17 protein-coding genes are annotated in these 23,428 nt (G+C 68.4%); 5 read left to right on the top strand and 12 right to left on the bottom strand.

The genetic code is table 11. From position 1 onward, the window contains the following. Positions 1-90: 90 nt before the first annotated feature. From hflX to dusB, 6 genes are all read right to left on the bottom strand, one after another. Positions 91-1,407, bottom strand: coding sequence for a GTPase HflX (hflX, locus tag ACP7AZ_RS02420; RefSeq protein WP_426035712.1), 1,317 nt, complete (start codon positions 1,405-1,407; stop codon positions 91-93). Between the two features lie 292 nt (positions 1,408-1,699). After that, a complete protein-coding gene (hfq, locus tag ACP7AZ_RS02415; protein WP_013269198.1) occupies positions 1,700-1,945 on the bottom strand; it encodes an RNA chaperone Hfq in 246 nt (81 codons plus the stop codon). A gap of 224 nt (positions 1,946-2,169) precedes the next feature. After that, entirely contained in the window at positions 2,170-3,033 is an 864-nt protein-coding gene (locus ACP7AZ_RS02410) for a D-amino-acid transaminase (protein WP_426035710.1), read from the bottom strand. Next, entirely contained in the window at positions 3,033-4,439 is a 1,407-nt protein-coding gene (locus ACP7AZ_RS02405) for a sigma-54-dependent transcriptional regulator (protein ID WP_426035708.1), read from the bottom strand. The genes ACP7AZ_RS02410 and ACP7AZ_RS02405 overlap by 1 nt, the downstream gene beginning before the upstream one ends. A 12-nt stretch (positions 4,440-4,451) precedes the next feature. Beyond that, the gene (locus tag ACP7AZ_RS02400; protein ID WP_426035706.1) at positions 4,452-6,713 is read right to left on the bottom strand and encodes an ATP-binding protein; all 2,262 of its coding nucleotides are present in this window, start codon (positions 6,711-6,713) and stop codon (positions 4,452-4,454) included. Further along, positions 6,710-7,771, bottom strand: a complete 1,062-nt coding sequence (dusB, locus tag ACP7AZ_RS02395) for a tRNA dihydrouridine synthase DusB (RefSeq protein WP_426035704.1) — start codon at positions 7,769-7,771, stop codon at positions 6,710-6,712. Before dusB ends, ACP7AZ_RS02400 begins: the two co-directional genes overlap by 4 nt. A gap of 64 nt (positions 7,772-7,835) precedes the next feature. Between dusB and ACP7AZ_RS02390 the strand changes: the two genes are divergently transcribed. Continuing rightward, positions 7,836-8,969: a bifunctional 2-C-methyl-D-erythritol 4-phosphate cytidylyltransferase/2-C-methyl-D-erythritol 2,4-cyclodiphosphate synthase gene (locus tag ACP7AZ_RS02390; RefSeq protein WP_426035702.1), complete on the top strand. Its 1,134-nt coding sequence runs from the start codon at positions 7,836-7,838 to the stop codon at positions 8,967-8,969. Between the two features lie 14 nt (positions 8,970-8,983). Here the strand turns inward: ACP7AZ_RS02390 and ACP7AZ_RS02385 are convergent, their stop codons facing one another. After that, positions 8,984-11,275, bottom strand: a complete 2,292-nt coding sequence (locus ACP7AZ_RS02385) for a fused MFS/spermidine synthase (protein ID WP_426035700.1) — start codon at positions 11,273-11,275, stop codon at positions 8,984-8,986. Positions 11,276-11,362: 87 nt separating this feature from the next. Here ACP7AZ_RS02385 and ACP7AZ_RS02380 point away from each other — a divergent pair, with 87 nt between their 5' ends. Both ACP7AZ_RS02380 and ACP7AZ_RS02375 read left to right on the top strand, forming a co-directional pair. After that, the gene (locus tag ACP7AZ_RS02380; RefSeq protein ID WP_426035698.1) at positions 11,363-11,857 is read left to right on the top strand and encodes a CinA family protein; all 495 of its coding nucleotides are present in this window, start codon (positions 11,363-11,365) and stop codon (positions 11,855-11,857) included. After that, complete coding sequence (locus ACP7AZ_RS02375) at positions 11,854-12,099, top strand: sulfurtransferase TusA family protein (RefSeq protein WP_426035696.1); 246 nt, start codon at positions 11,854-11,856, stop codon at positions 12,097-12,099. Before ACP7AZ_RS02380 ends, ACP7AZ_RS02375 begins: the two co-directional genes overlap by 4 nt. Here ACP7AZ_RS02375 and ACP7AZ_RS02370 read toward each other — a convergent pair. Beyond that, positions 12,065-12,988, bottom strand: a complete 924-nt coding sequence (locus ACP7AZ_RS02370) for a YihY/virulence factor BrkB family protein (RefSeq protein ID WP_426035694.1) — start codon at positions 12,986-12,988, stop codon at positions 12,065-12,067. The genes ACP7AZ_RS02375 and ACP7AZ_RS02370 overlap by 35 nt on opposite strands. 190 nt (positions 12,989-13,178) lie before the next feature. Between ACP7AZ_RS02370 and ACP7AZ_RS02365 the strand changes: the two genes are divergently transcribed. Further along, positions 13,179-14,495, top strand: a complete 1,317-nt coding sequence (locus ACP7AZ_RS02365) for a diguanylate cyclase domain-containing protein (RefSeq protein ID WP_426035692.1) — start codon at positions 13,179-13,181, stop codon at positions 14,493-14,495. Between the two features lie 867 nt (positions 14,496-15,362). On the opposite strand, the gene mfd is transcribed toward ACP7AZ_RS02365, so the two are convergent. Both mfd and ACP7AZ_RS02355 read right to left on the bottom strand, forming a co-directional pair. Beyond that, positions 15,363-18,827: a transcription-repair coupling factor gene (gene mfd / locus ACP7AZ_RS02360; RefSeq protein ID WP_426035690.1), complete on the bottom strand. Its 3,465-nt coding sequence runs from the start codon at positions 18,825-18,827 to the stop codon at positions 15,363-15,365. Further along, on the bottom strand, positions 18,827-19,147 hold the full coding sequence (locus ACP7AZ_RS02355; protein WP_426035688.1) for a succinate dehydrogenase assembly factor 2: 321 nt from the start codon (positions 19,145-19,147) through the stop codon (positions 18,827-18,829). Before ACP7AZ_RS02355 ends, mfd begins: the two co-directional genes overlap by 1 nt. Positions 19,148-19,245: 98 nt before the next feature. Between ACP7AZ_RS02355 and recG the strand changes: the two genes are divergently transcribed. Next, positions 19,246-21,336, top strand: a complete 2,091-nt coding sequence (gene recG / locus ACP7AZ_RS02350; RefSeq protein WP_426035686.1) for an ATP-dependent DNA helicase RecG — start codon at positions 19,246-19,248, stop codon at positions 21,334-21,336. Here the strand turns inward: recG and ACP7AZ_RS02345 are convergent. Together ACP7AZ_RS02345 and rfaD are read right to left on the bottom strand one after the other, a co-directional pair. Further along, positions 21,333-22,439: a DUF3089 domain-containing protein gene (locus ACP7AZ_RS02345; protein ID WP_426035684.1), complete on the bottom strand. Its 1,107-nt coding sequence runs from the start codon at positions 22,437-22,439 to the stop codon at positions 21,333-21,335. The two genes, recG and ACP7AZ_RS02345, sit on opposite strands and share 4 nt — an antisense overlap. Then, entirely contained in the window at positions 22,436-23,425 is a 990-nt protein-coding gene (gene rfaD / locus ACP7AZ_RS02340) for an ADP-glyceromanno-heptose 6-epimerase (protein WP_426036068.1), read from the bottom strand. The genes ACP7AZ_RS02345 and rfaD overlap by 4 nt, the downstream gene beginning before the upstream one ends. Between the last annotated feature and the right edge of the window lie 3 nt (positions 23,426-23,428).

Genomic DNA, 23,428 nt, shown 5'->3' with positions numbered 1-23,428 from the left:
CGGATCGGAGCCGAGGCCCCAGGGGTCAGCGCCGGATCAGACATCCATCCGCACAGCAACCATGGCCAGCTTGCCGCGGCAGACCGGCCCTCACCCCGCCTGAAACTGCCGCTCGAACCGTCCCATCGCCTGCGGGTCCAGCCGCACGGTCAGCCGCATCCGCCCCTCGGCGTCCGTGTCGCGCGCCGTGACCCGGCCGTGCGCGTAGAGCCAGGCCAGGGCCTCGCCCTGTGAGGGCTGCAGCACCAGTTCCGTCTCGGGGTCGTCGTCGATCAGGTCGGTGATGGCCTGGCGCAGGCGTTCAATCCCCTCCCCGGTCCAGGCGGAGACGGCGACCGAAGCATTGCCCGAGCGGGCGGCCTGGCCCTCGATCTCTTCGCGGACCTCGGGGTCGAGGAGGTCGGTCTTGTTCCAGACCTCGAGGATGCGGCGCGGCTTGATCGTCCCGTCAGGATTGGCGGGTTGCTCGATCTGTTTCAGGACCTCCTCGACATCCTTCGCCTGGGCGGCGGTGTCGGCCGAGGCGATGTCGCGGACATGCAAGATCAGGTCGGCCTCGCCCACCTCCTCCAGGGTCGCGCGGAAGCTCTCGACCAGTTCGTGCGGCAGGTCGGAGATGAAGCCCACCGTGTCGGCGATGATGGCCGGGCGACCCTGGGGCAGGCGGATGGTGCGCTGGGTCGTGTCGAGGGTGGCGAACAGCAGGTCCTTGGCCAGGACCTCGGAGCCAGTCAGCCGGTTGAAGATCGTCGACTTGCCAGCGTTGGTGTAGCCGACCAGGGCGACGGCCGGGAACGGGGCCTTCTTGCGCTGTTTGCGGTGCAGGCCGCGCGTGCGGCGGACCTCCTCCAGCTCGCCCTTCAGCTTGACGATGCGGTCGGCGATCAGGCGGCGGTCGAGCTCGATCTGGGTCTCGCCGGGGCCGCCGGTCGAGCCGGTGCCGCCGCGCTGGCGCTCCAGGTGGGTCCAGGTGCGGACGAGGCGGGATTTCTCGTAGTCGAGCCGGGCCAGTTCGACCTGCAGCTTGCCCTCCTTGGTGCGGGCGCGACGGCCGAAGATCTCCAGGATCAGCCCGGTGCGGTCGATGACCTTGCAGTCCCATTCCTTCTCCAGATTGCGCTGCTGGACCGGGGTCAGGTCGAAGTCGATGACGGCGGCCTCGGCCTCGGCGGCGCGGATCAGGGCCGCCAGTTCCTCGACCTTTCCGGCCCCGAACAGGGTCGCGGGCGTGGTCTTGCGCAGACGCACGATCTCCTCGGCACGGACGTCGAGGTCCAGGGCGCGGGCGAGGCCGGCGGCCTCCTCCAGACGCTCACCGGCCGGGCGAGAGGCGCGCTCGCCGAGATCGGGGTGGATGACGACCGCGCGGATGAGCGGCACGGAGTGGTCGATGAGTTTGGCGTTCAAAGGGTCTCTGTCGGTTGTCGGGCGGAGGCGTCAACATGGGCCGCCTGGGCGGCCATCGCCAGTGGTCAGCGTGCGATGCTTGTCATCCCGGCCGTAGCGAAGCGAAGATCCGGGACGCCAGACGATGAAGTTAGTCCTCCCGGAAATCGCGTCAGCGATTATCCGGGGAACGGTGGGACCGCACCTGACGGTCTCCCGGACAGCCGCTTCGCGTCTTCCGGGAGAGTCGAAGGAATTGGTCGGCGTCCCGGATCTTCGCTTCGCTTCGTTCGGGATGACAAGGCCACTTGCCTCAGTCCTCGTCGGCCTCGGGTTCGTACAGCTGCACGGGCGCCGACGGCATTATCGTCGAGATGGCGTGCTTGTAGACGAGCTGCGACTGGCCGTCGCGACGGAGCAGCACACAGAAGTTGTCGAACCAGGTCACGATGCCCTGCAGCTTGACGCCGTTGACGAGAAAGATCGTCAGCGGGGTCTTGGTCTTGCGGACGGAGTTGAGGAAGGTGTCCTGAAGGTTCTGACGCTTGTCTTGCGACATGGCAGGTTGGTCCTGTTCTTTCTTGGTTTTCACCGCGTCGGGGAGATCGCGGCTCCGGATCGAACGCCCGGTTCGTCACCTTAGACGCTGGCGCTCGCGGGTCGCAACAGGCCCGGTAACCGATTTCATCCCGATGGATTTCGAGGTCGCGCAACCAGAGAGCGCGAGGCTTAGACGCCCTCCATCCGTGCACCTCGGCCTTCGCCGGGGTGCACGGAGAAAAATCAGACCGAGTCCCGCTTCGCCTCTTCCAGATAACGCGCGCGCAGCCGGGTCGCGATCGGACCGGGCTTGCCGTCGCCGATCTTTACCCCGTCGATCGAGACGGCGGGCATGACGAAGGCGCCGGCGGCGGTGAAGAAGGCTTCTTTCGCCTCCTTGGCCTCGTCGACGCTGAAGGGGCGTTCGTCGAGTTCGATCCCCTCCGCCTCGATCATCGCCATGATGGCGGTGCGGGTGATGCCTTTGAGGATATTGGCCTGGGTGTCGCGGGTGCGCAGCTTGCCGGACTTGTCGACGATCCAGGCGTTGGTCGAGGAGCCCTCGGTGACCAGACCCATCTCGTCGACCATCCAGGCCTCGTAGGCGCCCTTGTCGCGGGCCGCCTGTTTGGCGAGGACGTTGGGCAGCAGGCCGACCGTCTTGATGTCGCAGCGGCCCCAGCGAATGTCGGGATGGGTCACGACGGCGACGCCCTTGGCGGCCTGGGCGTCGGACTTGCGCGCGCTCAGCGACTTCGACGTCACGACCACGCTGGGCGGGGTTCCGGGCGCGGGAAAAGGGTGGTCGCGGCGGGCCGTGCCGCGCGTGACCTGCAGATAGACGATGCCGTCGCGGACGCGGTTCCTGCGGATGGTTTCCTTCAGCACGCGGGTCAGGGAGTCGACCGACATGGGGATGTCGATGCGAAGCTCGTTGAGACTTCGGTGAAGCCGGGTCATGTGGCCTTCGAAATCGGCCATCCGACCGTCGAACACCGACCAGACCTCATAGACGCCGTCGGCGAACTGGAAGCCTCGATCCTCGACATGGATCGTCGCCTCCGAGTGGCGCTGGTAGACCCCGTTCACATAGGCGACGCGCGACATCAGTCGGTATTCCCTTCGTCCTCGTCCCCGCCGCGCGAGGGCGACACGCCCAGCGACTTCAGCTTCCTGTGCAGGGCCGATCTCTCCATGCCGATGAAGGCGGCCGTACGCGAGATGTTTCCGCCGAAGCGCATGATCTGCGCCGCCAGATATTCGCGCTCGAACACCTCGCGGGCCTCCCGCAGAGGCAGGGCGATGGTGCGTTCGGCCCCCATCCCTGCCGCGCCGGTCGAGGCCACCTCCTGCGGCAGCATGTCGGCCGAGATCGGGTCGTTGAGGTCGCCGGTCGCCAGGATCAGCAGGCGCTCGACGTTGTTGCGCAGCTGGCGGACGTTGCCGGGCCAGGGATGGACCTGGAGCACGGCGATGGCGTCGTCGCCCAGTCTGCGGCGCGGCAGGCCCTGGGACACGCTGAGGGTCTCGATGAAATATTCGACCAGTTCACCGATGTCCTCGCGGCGCTCCGACAGAGGCGGAACGCGGATCGGCACCACGTTGAGGCGGTGGAACAGATCCTCGCGGAAGCGGCCCTCGGTGATCTCGATCTTCAGGTCGCGCGAGGTCGAGGTGACGACCCGGACATCGACCTGGACGTCCTGTTCGCCGCCGACACGGCGGAAGCGCTGTTCGACCAGGACGCGCAGGATGCGGCTCTGGCTCTCGCGCGGCATGTCGCCGACATCGTCGAGATAGAGGGTGCCGTTGTGGGCGCGTTCGAAGACCCCGATCTTGCGCGGACGGCCGTCGTGACCTTCCTCGCCGAACAGCTCAAGGTCGAGGCGTTCCGGCGTCATGCCGGCGGCGGAAATGGCGACAAACTCGCCGCGCGCACGGGGGCTGGCCTCGTGGATCTGGCGCGCCACCAGCTCCTTGCCCGAACCGGGAGGACCCGAGATCAGGACGCGGCTGTTGGCCGGGGCGACCTTGACGATGGTGGTGCGCAGGACCTGGGCGGCGGCCGAGCGACCGATCAGGCCTGTCGGGGTCATGGCCACGGTGCGGAGGCGGCGGTTCTCGCGCTTCAACGAGGCGGACTCGAGCGCGCGATCGATGACCACGACGAGCCGGTCGGACTTGAACGGCTTTTCGATGAAGTCGTAGGCGCCGCGCTTGAGGGCGCTGACGGCCGTCTCGATATTGCCGTGGCCCGAGATCATGACGACCGGCAGGTCGGCGTCGAGCGTCTTGACCAGGTCGAGCAGCTCCAGCCCGTCCATGCCGCCGCCCTGCATCCAGATGTCGAGGACGATCAGGCTGGGCTTGCGGGCGCGGATGCCGGCCAGGGCCTCCTCGGAGCTGGAAGCGACGCGGACGGAATGGCCCTCATCCTCCAGCAGGCCCGAGACCAGGTCGCGGATGTCGGCCTCGTCGTCGACGACCAGGATATCGGCTCCGGTGGAACGCATGACGCCTCGCTACTATTCGGCCGCCGGGGCGCCGGCGCCGCGAGGCTCCGTTTCACGCCCGGCCTTGCCGGTGGGGTTGAGGGGGAAGATCAGGCAAATCCTGGCGCCGTGCAGGCTGTCGGCATCTGACAGCTTCAGCTCGCCGCCGTGGTCTTCACAGATGCGCTTGACGATGGCGAGGCCGAGGCCCGTGCCCTTCTCGCGCGTGGTGACATAGGGTTCGGTCAGACGGTCGCGGTCGCGGACGGGCAGACCCTTGCCGTCGTCCTCGACGATGAAGGTGGCGATGCCGTCCTCGATCTCAAGCCGGGCGATGATGGCGACCTGCTCCTCATCGGCAGGCGTGGCGAGGCGACGGGCGGCGACGGCCTCGCCGGCATTCTTGAGGATGTTGGCCAGGGCCTGTCCGACCATGCGGCCGTCCGCCTTCAACTTCGCCCTCGGCAGGGGCTCGACCAGCTCGACCACGAGGTCGGGCGCGGCGACGCGCTGGGCAAAGACGGCTTCCCGCAGCAGTTCGGCCGGGTTCTCATTGGTGAAACGCGGCGCAGGCATGCGGGCGAAGGACGAGAACTCGTCGACCATCCGGCCGATGTCGCCGACCTGGCGGATGATGGTGTCGGTGCAGCGGTCGAAGATTTCGAGGTCTTCGGTGATCGCCGGACGGAACTTGCGCTTCAGCCGTTCGGCCGAAAGCTGGATCGGGGTCAGTGGGTTCTTGATCTCGTGGGCGATGCGGCGGGCGACGTCGCGCCAGGCGGCATTGCGCTGGGCCGTCACCAGACGGGTGATGTCGTCGAAGGTCAGCACCATCTCGCCGCCGACCCCGCCCTCGATGCGGACGCGCAGACGCCGGGTCTCGCCTTCGCGAGCGACGTCGATGTCCTCCTCGATATGGGCCTCGACGCGTTTCACCAGTTCCGCCAGTTCGGGTGCAACGACCCCCAGGGCCTTGCCTCGCACCTCAACTTCCGAGATCGAAAGCAGCTGCAAGGCGCTGTCATTGATGGCGGAAATCCGACCGCGCTTGTCCAGACCGATGACGCCGGCGCTGACGCCGGACAGGACGGTTTCGATGAAACGACTGCGGTCCTGCGCCTCCTCGCTGGCGGTTTTCAGCGCGGCCTGCTGGGCCTCGAGATCGCCGGTCATGCGGTTGAAGGCCTGGGACAGGGTGGCGATCTCGCCGGGCGCGCCGTCGGCCTCGACCCGCGCGCTGAAGTCGCCGGCCGCGACCTGATCTGCCGCCTTCACCAGACGACCGATGGGCCCGGAGATGGCGCTGGCCGCCGACATGCCCAGCCACACGGCGCCGACCAGCACCAGCAGGGCCGTCTCCAGATAGCTGAGGGCGAAGGCGGCCTGGATCCGGGCCCGGCTCTCCTCGGCGACACGATAGGACTCGATGGAGTCGCGGCCATTGCGCATCCGCTCGACGAGGCCGGGGGCCAGGGGGCGCACGACATACAGATAGGCATCGCCGTAGTCTGGCAACGGATAGAGGGCGCGGATGGTGTCGGGATGCTCGGTCACGGTCACCGGCACCTCCTCGCCCTCGGCGGCCTTCTCGAACTCCTCGCGCGGCGGGGCGACATAGGCGGGGGCATCGGGCAGGTCGCTCTGGGCCAGGACCTCGCCCTCGCCGTTCAGGATGTAGACGGCCGGGTAGCCGAAGAAATCGGCGATCTGGGTCAGGGCGCTGGAGAACTGGATGCGGTCGTCGAAAGCGCCGCGAACGCCGCCGAGTTCGTTGGCCATGCTGCCCAGGTCGCGTTCAAGACCGCCTCCGACATCCGCAACATAGGCCTTGCCGATGAAGGCTCCGTTGTTGACCGCGGAACGGACGTTGTCGCTGAACCACTGGTCCACGCCGCGATTGACCAGAAGGCCGAAGACGAGGGCGATCAGCACCGCCGGCACGACCGCCACCAGCGAGAACAGCGTTACGAAGCGCAGGTGAAGGCGCGCGCCCGGGTCGTCCTGCCGACGCTGGGACAATCTCAGAACCTGGCCGCCGATGATGGCCGCGAGGGCGACGATCAGGACCAGATTGGCCAGCAGGATGAACAGGACTGCGCGGCTGGCCGTCGAGCGTGCGTCATCGCCCGCGCTGGCTCCCGGGGCCACGGCGACCAGCCAGATGGCGGCGCCGGTGATCAGGAAGGCGATGACATAGGCGGCCCCGAAGGCGGCCCGCGCTCGACCGGCCGCGAGACGTCCCCAGAAGGAGGGGTCGCCTTCTGTTGCCGGAAGCGGGGCGGGCGTGTCCGTCATGTCCCGGAAGCTTCAACCACCTGTGGCGAAACTTCAACAGGAGAGTTGCTGAAATACAGCGAGGGTGGAGGCCGGTCCCAAAGGTCAGCGAGGGCTTCGCCAACCAGCGTGGGCTGTTCCAGCCGGCACAGGCGGCTCTTGGCCGTGCGGCGGTCGGCCGGATCGGCGGGCCAGGGCGCCTGTTCTACGTACCAGCCGAGGTGTTTGCGGAACATCCGCAGGCCCAGATGTTCGCCGTAGAAGTCGCAGGACGCCAGCATATGCGCGACGACGATATCGAACCGCTCCTGGCGGTCGGGCTCGACGAGGACCGTGCCGTCCCGCAGCGCGCGATCGAGGTGGGCGGCGAGCCAGGGACGGCCGTAGACGCCGCGACCCAGCATCAGGGCGTCGGCGCCGGACTGGTCCAGAGCCTCCCTCGCCTGTTCGGCGGTGATGATGTCGCCGTTGACGATGACCGGGATGGAGACCGCCGCCTTGACCGCCCCGACCGCATCCCAGTCGGCGGCTCCGGTGTAGAACTGCTGGCGAGTGCGGCCGTGGACCGTCACGGCCTTGACGCCGAGGTCTTCGGCGCGCTTCGCCAGCTCGGCGGCGTTCCTGGTGTCGTCGTCCCAGCCGAGGCGCATCTTGACCGTGACCGGTCGCGAGGTCGCCGCCACCGTCGCCGCCATGATCCGGCCCGCCAGGTCGGGCGTGCGCATCAGGGCCGAGCCCGAGGCCGAGCCGGTGACCTCCTTGGCCGGGCAGCCGAAATTCAGGTCGGTGATGTCGGCGCCGGCCGCCTCGGCCATGCGCGCACCCTGGGCCATGGCTGAGGGATCACGGCCGACCAGCTGGATGACCGTGAGCGGCAGGCCGTCGCCCACGGCGGCGCGGCGCACGACGTCCGGGCGGGCGCGGGCCAGTTCGGCGGCGGCCACCATCTCGGTCGCGACATAGGCCGCGCCGAGGCGGCTGGCGAGCAGCCGGAAAGGCAGGTCGGTGATGCCCGTCATGGGCGCCATCAGAACCCGGCCGGGAATGGCGACGTCGCCGATCTTAAACCCTGTGCTCATCCGTCCGTCAACACGCGAAGCCTGGCCCCTCGTCAACCGCCATCGTGGCCCCTAGAAGGCGAGGATGACATTCGCAGCGATCGTGGTGGCGGCCGGCTCGGGCTCCAGGGCTGGAGGCGACAAGCAGTGGCGGCCGCTGGGCGGCAAGCCCGTGGTCCGCTGGTCGCTCGAGGCCTTGCTCCATGCGGGGGCCGAAGAGGTCGTCGTGGTGGTCGCGGCGGACGGGTTCGCGCGGGCGGCCGAGGCGCTGGCCGGGCTGAGCAACTGGCGGGCCGTGGCGGGCGGCGCTGAGCGCGCGGACTCGGTGCGCGCCGGGCTCGAAGCCCTGACCGGGGCGCCGGATCGGCCCGTCCTCGTTCACGACGCCGCACGGCCCCTTCTGTCCGCCGAGGTGATCCGGCGGCTGCTCGAGGCCCTGCCGGGTGCGGATGGAGCCATCGCCGCCCTCCCCGTCTCCGACACCCTCAAGCGCGGTTCCGATCGCATCGAGGCGACTGTCGATCGCGGCGGCCTGTGGCGGGCCCAGACGCCGCAGGCGTTTCGCGCCGACCGCCTGCGGGCCGCCTATGCCGCCTGGCCCGAGGGTGCGGCGGCCACCGACGATGCGGCCGTGGTCGAGCAGGACGGGGGAACCGTTCGTCTGGTCCAGGGCGATCCGCGCCTGATGAAACTGACCTATCCCGAGGATTTCGCCATGGCCGAAGCGCTGATCGCCCGACAGACCCGCGTCGGTCAGGGCTTCGATGCCCACCGCTGGGGGCCGGGCGACAGCGTGTGGCTGTGCGGGGTCGAGATCGCACATGACCAGACCCTGATCGGCCATTCGGACGCCGACGCCGGACTGCACGCCCTGACCGATGCGGTGCTGGGCGCCATGGGCGACGGCGACATCGGCGACCACTTCCCGCCAACCGACCCGAAGTGGAAGGGCGCGGCCTCGGACCAGTTTCTGATCCATGCGGTCGAGCGGCTGGCGGCGCGGGGCGGGCGGCTGGTGAACGTCGACGTCACCCTGATCTGCGAGCGACCCAAGGTGAAGCCGCACCGTCAGGCCATGCGCGAACGGCTCTCCGCGATCCTGAATCTGCCGCTCGACGCCGTCAGCGTGAAGGCGACGACGATGGAGAAGATGGGGTTCACCGGACGCGAGGAAGGCCTCGCTGCCTCGGCTATCGCGACGATCGAATTGCCCGCCTGATCAAACGGCTGATGTCACCGCCGGAAGTGACGCCACAACGAGCCGAACAGGTTCACATAGTCGTCGGTCCAGGGTCGAACGTCGGTCTCGGCCAGGGTTCGCCACTGGGCCTGGTCACGGAACTCCGCCAGGCCCTCTTCCGTCGGCGACAGGATCAGGGCTTCGGTGGAGGCCTCGGCCATGTCCGGCGCGAGGGGCGATTCCTGATAGAGCTGATGCAGGTTCGCCGCGCCCAGGGCCTGCGCCGCCGCCGCGGCCGGCAGGGTGATGTCGAGGTTGCGATTCGACAGGTGCAGGATGACCACGCCGTCCGGCTTCAGCAGCTTCAGATAGCCCTCGATCGCCTCGACCGTCAGCAGATGGGTCGGCACCGAGTCCGACGAGAAGGCGTCGATCAGCAAGAGGTCGTAGGTGCCGGCCGTCTCGCGCGCCATGGTCAGCCGGGCGTCGCCGAGCACCGTCTCGATCGGGCCGTCGGCGCAGCCGGAGATGAAGCTGAACCACTGCGGATCGCGCGACAGCCGATCGACCATCGGATCGATCTCGAAGAATTTCATCTCGTCGGCCGCGCGCTTGTAGCCGGCCATGGCGCCGGACCCCTGCCCGACCACGCCGATCTTCAGGGCTGGACGGCGCAGCTGCAGCATCTGGGTCGTCTGACCGATCGGGCTGGCCGGCGCGTAGTAGAGGGTCGGCATGCAGGCGAAGGCCGGATTGCGGGGCTGGGCGCCGTGCAGGGTCGTGCCGTGCATCAGGATGTTGACCTGACCGCCGAGGCGCGGGTCCTCGGTGACGCCGATCTTCATCACGCCGAAGAAGCTGCGGTCGGTGAAGGCTGCCTCATAGCCGCGCGCGATATAGGCGGTCGACAGGGCGATGCCGGCGGCGATGATGACGAAGGCCGGGGTGCGATCGCGCAGGATGAAGCCGGCCAGGATCGGCGCCAGCATGATGAACTGGGTCAGGCCCGGCATATTGTCCGAGACGTTGTTGTTGAACCACCAGGCGAAGCCCCAGTCCGCCTGGAACACTGCCGACAGCAGCGGCGGCAGGCCGGTGGCGAGCACCGCGCCGACGAACAGATAGACCTCCCAGTTCCGGATCGGCGCCTTGTTCAGCGGCCGGGCCAGACCGGCCAGGACGAGGACCAGCGGGTATTCCCACACGCCGTTGAACAGCACCGGCGCCAGAAGGGCCGTAAAGGCGCCGCCGACGACCCCGCCCAGCGACATCAGCAGATAGAATTCGGTCAGCCGGTCAGGCGGAGGACGCCGCGCGGCCAGCCTTTGGTGACACATCAGGGCCAGCAGGAAGAAGGCCCCCAGATGTAGGCCGAACATCAGGATCCAGTCGCCGGTCTTGAAGGCTGTGAACGCGATACAGGCGAGGCTGACGGCCGCCGCAACGACCAGGGTGATCGGCAGCGGGATCCACGGCCTGTCCTGGAAGGCGATGACGAAGGTCAGCAGATAGAGGGCCAGCGGGATGACCCACAGGAAGGGCGCCGAGGCGACATCGGTGGCCAGGTGGGCGGTGACGCCGAGCATCAGGCTGGACGGCGCGGCGGCCAGAAGTACGAGGATGATCTTCTCGCGCCATGGGATCGGCGCGCTGGTCTCCAGACTGGCGACCGGCACCCCGCCGATCTGACCGCGTCGCCAGGCCACGACGGCCAGCGCCACGACCATCAGCATGAAGGCGGCATAGCCTCCGCTCCAGCTTACGCGCTGGCCTGACAGGGTCATGAGCGGTTCGAGGATGAGGGGATAGGCCAGCAGGGCCAGGAAGCTGCCGAGGTTGGAAGCGGCATAGAGGACATAGGGGTTCTTGCCGTCGGCGTGACCGACGCGAACCCGGGCGTACCAGGCCTGCAGCAGGGGCGCCGTCGCCGACAGGACGGCGAAGGGGGCGCCGACCGACAGGGCCAGGGTCGCCAGCAGCCAGCCGATCGGGGCGCTCGGATCAGGGTCGCCCAGCACACCGTTGATCTTCAGCGGCAGGAACAGGGCCGCCAGCAGCAGCAGGACCAGATGGGTCGCCATCTGGGCCCGCATCGAGGTCAGGCGCTGCAGCAGGTGGGCGTAGGCGTAGCCGGCCAGAAGCGCGGTCTGAAAGAAGACCATGGCCGTGTTCCAGACCGATGGAGAGCCGCCCAGCATCGGCAGGACCAGCTTGGTCACTATGGGCTGGACGACGAAGACCAGGGCCGCCGAGGTAAAGATGGCCACGGCGAACAGGATGGGCGTCACGCGATCGCCGCCCTCCATCGAAGGCGCGGCGTCGTCCGGCAGGGCTGTGTCGGTCATGGGGTCCCCGGTCTGGCGCGCGTGCTATCGACAGACGCACGCCACGGGGCCAGCCTAGACTGACTCGCGCACGGATCGGAAAGACCCATGTTCCCGAACGATATCCAGCGACTGGCGGCCTCGGTGATCGCCGCCGCCTCGGCGCGGGGCTGGACGGTGGCGACGGCCGAGAGCTGCACCGGCGGGCTGGTCGCGGGGGCCCTGACGGCCGTGGCCGGGTCGTCGTCGGTCGTCGACCGGGGCTTCGTGACCTACAGCAACGCGGCCAAGTCGGAGATGCTTGGCGTGCCGGCCGCCCTGATCGTCAAGCACGGCGCGGTATCAGAGCCGGTGGCGCGGGCCATGGCGATGGGGGCCCGGCAGGCCGCGAAGACCGCCCTCGCCGTCTCGATCACCGGCGTTGCAGGCCCGGGGGGCGGCTCGGCCGAAAAGCCGGTCGGGCTGGTTCATTTCGGCTGCGCAACGCCGCAGGGACTCGTTCACGACAAGCGACTGTTCGGAGACATCGGGCGCGAAGAGGTGCGGCTGGAAAGCGTGCGCGTCGCCCTGGGTCTTTTGCTCGCCGCCTGCGAGGCGAGGTGAGCGAAGGCGCGCCCATCGTCGTCGACGCCCGGGGCCATCGCTGCCCTGTGCCGAGCCTGCGTCTGAGGAAGGCGGCCGAAGGGCGGGCGGGAACCCGTCTCGTCCTCCTCGCGACCGATCCGATGGCGCGGATCGACGTTCCGTATCTGATGGCGGAACTGGGCGGACGGGTGATGTCGGTCGAGGAGACCGACGGCGTCCTGACGATTACCGTCGAGACGCGCGCCGCTCCGACAGATTGACGACCGAGGGGCTGTCCTCGGGCGCGATATCCGGCGCGCCCCTGGCCCGCGAGGCGATCTCCATCTCGGTGGCGAAGGCGCCGCCGTAGAAGATGGCGTTGACGTTCCACGACAGCCAGATCAGCAGGACCACGACGGCGCCGACCGATCCGTAGGTCGCGCCCAGCTGGGCGATCTGCTCGACATAGATGGCGCAGAGCCAGGACGAGATCATCGACAGGATGGTCGCCACCGCCCCGCCGGCGATGGACGGGACCCAGGCCACAGGGTCCCGGTGCGACATGGCGTAACGATACAGCAGCGTCAGCCCGAGGCCGAGGCCGGCCGCGGGCAGGAAGCCGTTGAACGGCAGCCCGGCCTGCCCCGTGACCGGCCCGGCATGCTCCAGCAGCCGCGCGGTGACCACGGCGCCCGAAACGATGGTGAACAGGCCAAAAGCCACCACGGCGACGATGAAGGCGAGGAAGTTGAACTTGAAGAAGCCGTGCGGCTCCGTCTCGTCATGAATCAGGTTCAGTCCGGCCAGCAAGGCCTTGAATCCACGATGCGCGGCATAGGCGCCGACCACCAGGGCGAAGGCGCTCTGGGTCGAGACGGCGCGGGCCGAGGCGTTCGACAGCCTCTCGACCTCGGCGCGGAATATGACGCGGGCGGCATGGGGCATGACGTCGGCCAGGGCCGCCGCCTGCTCGCCGACCTGACCGATCGACAGCACGGCCTTGTAGAAGCCGATCAGGATGGCGATTGCCGGGAACACTGCCAGCAGGGCGAAGAACGACACCCCGCCCGTGTACAGCATGACGTCCCGGCCCCAGCTGCGGGCGAATGCCCGCCCTGAGAGCCGCACCCAGAAGCCGGGTGACGCCAATTCCGTAGTCTGTCCGCTCAAGCCGGTTCCCGCCGTAGCCCAAGGGGTGACTCTAGCGGAAAATCCTCGCTTTGGAAGCGGCCGGGCCACCGTCGTTTTCCCCTGCCGCGCGCATCAGCACCGTTGCGCCGAACGGGGCCGCGTCGGTATGGTCCGCCCGCTCCGTGTCCGGAGTCGCGGCCGTCCGGTCGCGCAGGGGGAGTCATCGATTTTGGGTTCGGATCCACGCGTTCTGGTCGTCGCCGAGACGGATGAGCGGATCGGCGCCCTGTGCCGCGGGCTGGACTCGCTGGGCTGGCGCACAATGACGGCCCGGTCGGGCGCCGCCGCCGTGGCTGCCCTGACGGACTTCACGCTGGAGGCGGCGATCCTGGACGCCGGTCACCCGGAGATTGACGCCCTTCCCGAGGCCCTGCGACTCGCGGCCGGCGCCCGGCGACTGCCCGTCATCGCCCTCGGCCCCATGGCGGCGAGCCTCGCTGCCGGGACGTTTGATCTGACGATGGCCGAACCGCCGCATCCGGCCCAGGCCGCCCTGCGCATCGAACAACTGGTTCGCTCCGCCATCGCCGAGGAGGAGTTCCGCCTGCGTCAGGCGACCTTCGCCCTGCACGGCGCGACCCTGGACCCGGGGGTGCCTGATCCCAGCCCGGTTCGTATCCTGATCGCCGGCGCCCCGGATCACCGGTTCATCGCTCTTTCAAACACGCTGATCGCCGGCGGAGCCGAGGTGGTGGCCGCGCCGACGCCCTACACCGCCTTCGACTATCTGCACGAAAGCGCCTTCGACGCGGCGGTTCTGTGGGGCGCGCCGGACCATGCGCCGGCCCTGTCCATCGCCTCGGGCATGAAGCGGAACACGCGCCTCTATCACATCCCGCTGGCCCTCTATCTGCGGTCGGAAGGCGAGATCAATCTGAGCGAACTGTACAACCGGGGCTTCTCGGAAGTGGCGGCCGCCGGCACGCCGGAGCCCGAGGCCGCCGCGCGCGTCCTCGACCTGGCCCACACCCATCGCCGCCATCTGGCCATCCGCAAGGCTCTGGAAGGCGCGCGTGGCGCAGGCATCATGGATCCGTCTACGGGCCTGTTCACCCGCAACCTGTTCGCCAGCCATCTTGGGCGGGTCGCCGAGGGCGCTTCGGCGCGGCGGCGCCCCCTGTCCGTCTGCGTCCTGCGGGTGGCGGACAGCGATAACCTGACCCGTGCGCGCATGGGCGGCTGGCTGGACCGGGCCATGCCCCAGATCGGCGCCATGGTGTCGCGCCTCGTTCGGGTCGAGGACACGGCGGCCCGACTAGCCCCCGAGGTCTTCGCCCTCGCCCTGCCCGCCACCCCCGGACCGGCCGCGCGCCTGGCGGTCGAGCGGATCGCAGCGGTCATCGGCTGCACCGCCTTCGACGCCGGTCCCGACCGGACGCCCTTCGTGGTCGACTTCAGCGTCGGCGTCGCCGAACTGATGCCGGGCGAAGGCGCCGCCGCTGTTCTTGAACGCGCCTCTGCCGACATGCAGACCCAGCTCGCCTGACCGATAGACAGGACCATCCGGACGCGCATAGTCCGGCTCAGCCATCAAGCGGGCCTGTGACTCCATGGAGTTGGACTGCTCCTCACTTGGTCCACCAAATGCATCGGTGAAGGGACCAGAATCCGTCGTGGCTGACCAAGGCGCTGGAGCAACAGGCTCGGCCGCTGCACAGCGGTCGGACGGTCGGAGGGCGGCGCTTGAGGCGCAGCTTAGCCTTGGCCGGGGGCTGGTTGGCAGGTGGGCTCATCCGACCCTTGCTGATCCACGCGATAGCCGCCTTCACCATCGCTGACGATGCGCACGGCGCTCCGGGCGTAGTAGGTTCCGCCATTCCGGGGCTGGTCAGAGAAGCATGCCACGACCGCTTCGCCTTCCTGCCGAATGATTGTCAGGCCGATCGTCCAGCTGCGGCGGCCCGCGACCTGCTACGTGAGGTAGGCCCACCCAGCTTCGTTAGTGGGGCCGGCGAAGCCCCAATCGGCTGGTCGCTTCAGCCCTTCTGCCGCACGCGGTCGAAGGGAGTTTCGGAATGTCGTCATATCCAGCTTCGACAAGATATCGGCAGCTTGGGGATCGCTCATCGAAATGGCGGTTGCGAGGGCGACGGAAACGAGAATCATGGCGCTGTTTCGGGACAAGAGGTGGATGCCACGAAGGACAGCGGCGGGTGGGGCGTCGAGTCACGAGTGCGTGCGTCGGCAGGTAATTCTACATCGACATCGCCGAGGTCAGGACCGACGAGGGCAGGCTCAGACGGTTGAAGACCCTTAAGGGCCTCACACATTACGAGGCCATCTGTGGGGCTTAGGCTGACGAGCCGGAACGCCTCAAATGCGGTCTGGCCCACCTCAATTCGGGACTGAACACCTAGGCCCCCGCCACCCGCGCCAGATCGGTCGTGATGCGCTCGGCGACCTTCAACCGATCCTCGGGGGTCGGCCAGTCGCCCTTCACGACGATCTTCTGATCCGAGCGGATCTTCCAGAACGCGTGGTTCTTCTGGATCAGGCCGACCAGCCCCATCGGGTTCGGGAAGGAGTTGTCGCGCAGGGTCAGGACGCAGCCCTTGGGCCCGATGTCGATCCGCTCGATACAGGCCGTCTTGCAACTGGCCTTGATGCCGACGATGCGCAGCAACTGTTTGGCTTCATCCGGCAGCGGGCCGAACCGGTCGATGAGTTCGGCGGCCAGGGCCTCACGGGACTCGGTGTTCTCGGCGTCGGACAGGCGGCGATAGAGGCTCAGACGAACGTTGAGGTCCGAGACATAATCCTCTGGAATCAATACAGCCGCGCCGACGTTGATGGCCGGTGACCAGCCGCGATCGACGGGACCGCCCTCGCCGTTCTGGCGCAGCTCGGCGACCGCGTCCTCCAGCATTTGCTGGTACAGTTCGACCCCGACCTCGCGGATATGGCCCGACTGTTCGTCGCCCAGCAGGTTGCCGCCGCCGCGCTGATCGAGGTCGTGGCTGGCCAGCTGGAAGCCGGCGCCGAGGTTGTCGAGCGACTGCAACACCTGCAGCCGCCGCTCGGCCGACAGGGTCATCGGCCGCTTCGGATCGACCGTCAGATAGGCGAAGGCGCGGGCCTTGGACCGGCCGATCCGGCCCCGGATCTGGTGCAGCTGGGCCAGGCCGAACATGTCGGCGCGGTGCACGATCAGGGTGTTGGCGGTCGGAATGTCGATGCCGCTCTCCACGATCGTGGTCGAGACCAGCACATCATAGGAGCCGTCGTAGAAGGCGCTCATCACGTCTTCGAGCTGGGTCGGGCTCATCTGGCCGTGACCGACGACGAACTTGATCTCCGGCACCTGGATGCGGAGGAACTCCTCGATGTCGGGCAGGTCGGACAGGCGCGGGCAGACGTAGAAGGCCTGACCGCCACGATATTTCTCGCGCAGCAGGGCCTCGCGCACCATGACCGGATCCCAGGGCGCGACATAGGTCCGCACGGCCAGGCGGTCGACCGGAGGCGTGGCGATGATCGACATCTCGCGGATGCCGGACAGGGCCATCTGCAGGGTGCGCGGGATCGGGGTGGCGGTCAGGGTCAGCAGATGGACGTCGGCGCGGAGGCTCTTGAGCTTCTCCTTGTGCTTGACGCCGAAATGCTGCTCCTCGTCGACGATGACCAGGCCCAGGTCCTTGAACCCGACCTGTTCGGCGAGGACGGCGTGGGTGCCGACGACGATCTCGAACTGACCGTCCCTGAGCCCGGCTCGGGTTTCAGCCGCATCCTTGGCCGTGACCATGCGCGACAGATGCCGGACCTTGATCGGCCAGCCGGCGAACCGCTCCGAGAAGGTCCTGAAGTGCTGGCGGGCCAGAAGCGTCGTCGGGCAGACGATGGCGACCTGTTGCCCGCTCATGGCCACGACGAAGGCGGCGCGGATGGCCACCTCGGTCTTGCCGAAGCCGACGTCGCCGCAGATCAGGCGGTCCATCGGCACGCCCTTGCCGAGGTCCTCCAGCACGTCGCCGATCGCGTTGAGCTGGTCGTCGGTCTCTTCATAGGGGAAGCGGGCGCAGAACTCGTCGAACAGACCGGCGGGCGGAGTGATCGCCTCCCCCACCCGAAGCGCGCGCTTGGCCGCGAGCGCGATGAGCCCTTCGGCCATGTCGCGCAGCCGGGCCTTGGCCTTGGCCTTGCGACCCTGCCAGGCGGCGCCGCCGAGCCGGTCGAGCTGGACGCCATCGGATTCGGACCCGTACCGGGTCAGAAGATCAATATTTTCAACCGGCAGATAGAGTTTGCTATCACCGGCATAGAGGAGTTCGAGGCAGTCGTGCGGCGCCTCCTGGATCTCGAGTGTCTTGAGACCCTCGTAGCGGCCGATGCCGTGGTCGAGGTGAACGACGAGGTCGCCCGTCGTCAGGGCCGAGGCCTCGGCGAGGAAGTTCGACGCCCGGCGTTTCCGCTTCGGGCGGGCCAGCCGGTCGCCGAGGATGTCGGTCTCGGAGATGACGGCGAGGTCGCCGGTCATGAAGCCATGCTCTACCGGCAGGATGGCGCGCAGATAGAGGTCCTTCGACGCGGTCTGCACATCGGCCCAGTCGCGCACGGCAACGACATGCTCCAGCCCGTGATCGGCAAGCATGACGCCGAGGCGATCGGACGAGCCCTCGCTCCAGGAGGCGAACAGGACGCGCTTGCCGTCGGCTTTCAGCCTGGCGGCATGGTCGGCGACGGCCTCGAACAGGTTGACGCTGTCCTGGGCCCGCTCGGCGGCGAAGGTCCGACCCAGACGGCCGCCGGCGTCCTCGGCCGCGGTGTCGAATGGCGACAGACGGCGGACATTTCGCCCGGCCAGCGCCGAGTTCCAGTCCTCCTCCGGCATATAGAGGCGGTTCGGCGGCAGGGCGCGGTTGGCGCCGCCGCCCCCCTTTCCAGACTGGGCCTTCGACGCCTCCTGGCGTGCCTCATAAGCGTCGCGGGTCAGGTTCCAGCGGTCTGTACGGGCGGCGTCGGCCTGGTGGTCGAGGAAGATCGAGGCGCGATCCGGAAGGTAGTCGAACAGGGTCTCGAGGCGGTCGTAGAGCAGCGGCATCCAGTGCTCCATGCCCTGACGCCGGGCGCCCTCGCTGATGGTCGCATAGAGCGGATCGTCGCCGGGCGCGCCGAACAGGTTCAGATAGCCGGTGCGGAACCGGCTGATGGTCCCGGCGTCCAGCAGGGCCTCGGACACGGGAGACAGGGCCACCTCGGTGCGCTGGCCGGTCGAGCGCTGGGTCGCAGGATCGAAGGTGCGGATCGATTCCAGTTCGGAGCCGAACATGTCGAGCCGCACCGGCTCCTCGAAGCCCGGCGGAAAGACATCGATGACTCCGCCGCGCACGGCGTATTCGCCGCGCTCGTTGACGGTCGAGGCACGCATGTAGCCGTTGGTGGTGAAATAGATCTCCAGCGCCTTGATATCGAGCTCCCGCCCGACGACGGCCAGGAACCCGGCGGCGCAGGTGACCTCGCGCGGCGGCGTGCGCTGCAGGGCGGCGGCCACGGTCGTGACGACCAGCAGAGGCCGGGTCTCGTCGGCGGCGCGCCCGGCCAGTCGGGTCAGGGCGGCCATGCGTTCGGCCGAGATGCCCGAGGTCGGGCTCAACCGGTCGTAGGGCAGGCAGTCCCAGGCCGGAAACTCGACGATCTCGACGGCCCCGGCGAAGAAGTTGAACGCCTGCACGAAGGCGCTGGAGCGCGAGAAGTCGCGGGCCACGAAGAAGCCGACGCCGCCGGAGGCCTTCAACCGTTCGGCGACGACGAGAGCGTCCAGCCCTTCCGGCGCGCCGCCCAGTTCCTGATCGGTCCGCCGATCCATCCTGGCGCCGTCCATCAGCCCGCCCCATCGGCGACGGCCGCGGCGACGTGGGCGCGCATGAAGACGCGCAGCTTCATCATTAGCGGCGTGTCGTGCTCGGCCGGCGTCGGCCGGGTCTCGATGATCCAGGCGTAGAGGTCGTGATCGTTGTCCTCGGCCAGCAGGGTCTCCAGCGCGTCGAGCTCGGCGTCGCTCAGGGTCGCACCCTCGCGCTCCATGAAGGGGCCGAGCACCAGGTCCGCCTCGCGGAAGCCCCGCCGCCACGCCCTGAAGGTGATCCGGCCCAGCCGCTGCTGGCGAAGGTCGGTGTCGGCACGCCCATCGCTATCGGCCACAAGAATCCTTGCCCGGTCCAGTCATTCAACAGTGGTTTCCAGATAGCGCTCCCCATCCCGTTTCGCCAGCGCCGCCGCACCGTTTAATGTCATCGGCGATGCGGCCCCAGATTCTCTTTCCCCTGTTCGCGGAGGTCACCATCCTGAAGGGGGTGGGGACCAAGGTCGCTCCCCTGATCCAGAAGCTGGCCGGGCCGCTGGTGCGCGACGTTCTGTTCCTGGCGCCGGTCGGGGTCATCACGCGCCGCAGGACCCAGGCCGCGGATGCGGTGGAGGGCGAGGTCGGAATCTTCGACGTCGTCGTGGACCGGATGATCGCGCCGGCTCGCCCGGGCGTGCCGCTCAAGGTCCGGGCCAGCGACGAGACCGGCTTCGTTCACCTGATCTGGTTCGGCGGCAGTCCGCAGCACATCGACCGTCAGCTGCCGCAGGGCGAGCGACGGCTGGTCTCCGGCAAGGTCGAGCGGTTCAATGGCGAGGTCCAGATCGTCCATCCCGACTGGATCGTGCCCCTGGACAGGGGCGAGGAGATTCCGGCCGTAGAGCCCGTCTATCCGGCCACGGCCGGGCTGACGTCGCGGGTGGTGCGGAAGCTGGCGCTCGGCGCGCTGGATTCCGCGCCGGAGTTGCAGGAGTGGCAGGATCCCGCCTGGCTGGCGAAACAGCGGTGGCCGGGCTGGCACGCGGCGATCGAGGCCCTGCATACGCCGGCGGGCGAGGCCGATCTGTCGCCGGATGCCGCGCCGCGCCAGCGACTGGCCTATGACGAACTGTTCGCCCATCAACTGGCGTTGGCGCGACGGAAGCGCGCGCGCCAAATAACGCCCGCGCCCATCATCGCGCCCGGAGCCGTGTCGCAGGCCTTGCTGACCGCCCTGCCCTTCACCCTGACCCATGCCCAGGCCAAGGCCGTGGCCGAGATCCGCCGCGACCTCGCCTCGGGCGAGCAGATGGGCCGGTTGCTGCAGGGCGACGTGGGCTCCGGCAAGACGGCGGTCGCGGCCCTGGCTCTGGCCGACGCGGCCGGTTCGGGTTTCCAGGCGGCCCTGATGGCGCCCACCGAGATCCTCGCCCGCCAGCATTTCCAGCGGCTGGCTCCGATGCTGGAGGCGGCCGGGGCGCCGACGATCCTGCTGACCGGCCGCGACACGCCGGCGGAACGGCGCGAACGGCTGGCGGCCCTGGCGTCAGGCGAGGCCAGGGTGGCCATCGGCACTCACGCCCTGTTCCAGGACGCCGTCCGCTTTGACCGACTGGCCCTGGCGGTCATCGATGAGCAGCATCGGTTCGGGGTCAATGAACGCAGCCGACTGCAGGCCAAGGGCGATCCGCGCGTCGGCGGCGTCCACCTGCTGACCATGTCGGCGACGCCGATCCCACGCACGCTGGAACTGACCCAGTACGGCGAACTGGAGGTCAGCCGGTTGATGGAGAAACCGCCGGGGCGAACGCCGATCTCCACCGCGGTCCTGCCGCTCGCGCGGATCGGCGAGGTGGCGCAGCGGCTCAAAGCGGCGGTCGAGAGCGGAGCCCAGGCCTACTGGATCTGTCCGCTGGTGGCGGAATCCGAGGTCAGCGATCTGGCCGCCGCCGAGGAACGGGCGCGCGACCTGCGGCGGATCCTGAATATCGAGGTCGGCCTGGCCCATGGGCAGATGCCGGGCGCCGAGCGGGAGGCGGTCATGGCCGATTTCTCCGACGGGCGGCTGTCGGTGCTGGTCGCCACCACGGTGGTGGAGGTGGGTGTCGACGTGCCGAACGCCACCATCATGGTCATCGAACACGCCGATCGATTCGGCCTGGCCCAATTGCATCAGTTGCGCGGGCGGGTCGGACGCGGGGCGAAATCGAGCGCCTGCATCCTGCTTTACGGCGGTCAGGATGGGGGCCTGGGGGATACGGCGCGAGAGCGGCTAGAGACCCTGAGGCGCAGCGAGGACGGGTTCGAGATCGCGGAAGAGGATTTCCGTCTGCGCGGCGGCGGCGATCCGCTGGGCCTCAGGCAGAGCGGCTTCCCGGCCTATCGATTTGCTGATCCGATCCGGCACCGGTCCCTGCTGCTGGCGGCGGCGGACGATGCCCGCCTGGTGCTGGGCCGCGATCCAGACCTGACGGGTCCGCGTGGCGAGGCGATCCAGGTGCTGGAGGCGCTGTTTGACTGGAAGACAGAGCGGGGCGGGCTGGACTAAGGCGCGTCCGACGCTTCCCAGACGTTCAGGCGGCGCTCAACGTCCGCTTCAATATCGGCATAGAACAGATTGTAGGGCCGTGCTTTTCTTCGATCCGCCCAGTTGCCAATCTCGCGGAAGGATTCCGTGGTCAGCTCGGTGTGGCGCAGGATGCCGTCGACGCACCGGGTCGCTACGGCGCGGTCGATGAAGGCCGGTCGCACGCCCCATTCCAGCCCCGTCGCATTGGCCGCGCCGTGATGGAGGCGCGCGGGCACGGCGGCGTCGCTGCGGGCTCCGCTGACCGGATTGACACAGAGGGCTGCTCGGCCGCCGAGATCGACCAGTCGTCCGGCCTGGTCCCAGACCAGAGCGCGGCGCAGACGACGCCAGGCGGCGCCGTCATTCTCGTCTCCGACCTGTGACCAGCCGACGACGCAGCCGATACTGGTGGCCGTGACGCAGGCGGGCACGGCGGGCGACAGCGAGTCTTCGGCCACGATCACATCGACCAGATAGACGGCGACGATCCGGCGGCGAAGCGCAGCGTCCCCGGCCACACGTTCCCGCACCAGCCGGTCGATCAACTCACCCCCCTGCTCCACTCCGGCCAGCACCAGCGGTCCGGTTGGATGGGCGGTCAGCCAGACTTCGAGGGCGGCAAGGGCATCACCATAGGCGAAGGCGCGGGCGTCACGAGCGTCATCCCTCAGCGTCAACCGGGTGTAGAGCGACGCCTGGCGATAGCGTGGCAGGCTGATGGCGCCGGCCCGCGCAAACGGACCCGCATAGTTCGGGATCACCACCCGCTCCAGATAGGCGTCGGCCCCGGCGGCGCCGATCGGCCCGTTCCAGTCCTCGCCGCCGTCGAAGGTGGTCGAGTGCAGAAAGAAGATGGCGGCCGGGCCCGAGGTGGGGGCCCGCTCATCGCTCATGACCCAGGAGGCCGCCGAAGCGTAGTCCGGTGCGGGTGGCGGGTCGTAGGTCTGGAACGGCACCTGGGGGTCCAGACCGGCTTTCAGGATATCCCCGCGCCAGACCGTAACGGCGGTCGCGATCAGGAACACGAGGGCGAACCCGGCCCAGCCCACGCTCTGCGAGAAGGTCAGGCGCGGCAGTTTCACCGATAGGGATCCGGTTGCGACAGGAAGGACTGAACGTAGCGACGGACACCCTCTTCCAGCGGCGTCGACTGGCCGCTGAAGCCGAGGGCGCGGACGCGGTCCATGCGGGCCTCGGTGAAATACTGATACCGGTCGCGGATGACCTCGGGCATGTCGATATAGGTGACGGCGGGCTCCTTGCCGGCGGCCGCGAAGGTGGCATTGGCGAGGTCGAGGAAGGACCGCGCCTGGCCCGATCCGGCGTTGAAGACGCCGCTGACGTCGGGGGTACAGAGAAGCCAGTCGATGATGTCGACCACGTCGTCGACGAAGACGAAGTCCCGCAACTGGCCGCCGTCGGCGTAGTCGGGGTGGTGCGAGCGGAACAGGCTGACGGTCTCGCCGGCCGCGACCTTGGGCCAGATCTGGGCGATGACCGACTTCATCCCGCCCTTGTGACCCTCGTTCGGGCCATAGACATTGAAGAACTTCAGCCCGGCCCACTGACGCGGCGCGTGGTCGCGCGAGGCCTCGCGCACAGCGTACTGATCGAACAGTTTCTTTGAATATCCGTAGGCATTTAGCGGCTGAAGCTTCGAGATTGACCCAAGATCGTCGGCATCCTCGAACCCGGCCTCGCCGTCGCCATAGGTGGCCGCCGAGGAGGCGTAGATCATCCGCGTGTCGTTCAGGGCGCACCAGTCCCAGATGTCGCGCGACAGGCTGAAGTTGGTGCGCAGGATCATGTCGGTGTCCTGCTCCGTCGTCGAGGAGATCGCGCCCATGTGGACAATGGCGCTGACCCGTTCGGCGTGACGGTCGAGCTGCATGAACAGCTCCTCCGGCTGCCAGAAGTCGGCGATGGGCGATTTGGCGATATTCCGCCATTTGCCGAGATTGGCGTCCTCCAGCCGGTCGCAGACGACCACGTCCCAGCGGTCCTCTGTGCACAGGCGAGAGACGATGTTGGAGCCAATGAAGCCGGCGCCGCCGGTGACCACGATCATCCG

Origin of the sequence: Brevundimonas sp. DC300-4, from assembly GCF_049897365.1 — a bacterium.
GTDB lineage: Bacteria > Pseudomonadota > Alphaproteobacteria > Caulobacterales > Caulobacteraceae > Brevundimonas.
This window is presented reverse-complemented; position numbering and strand designations above follow the sequence as displayed.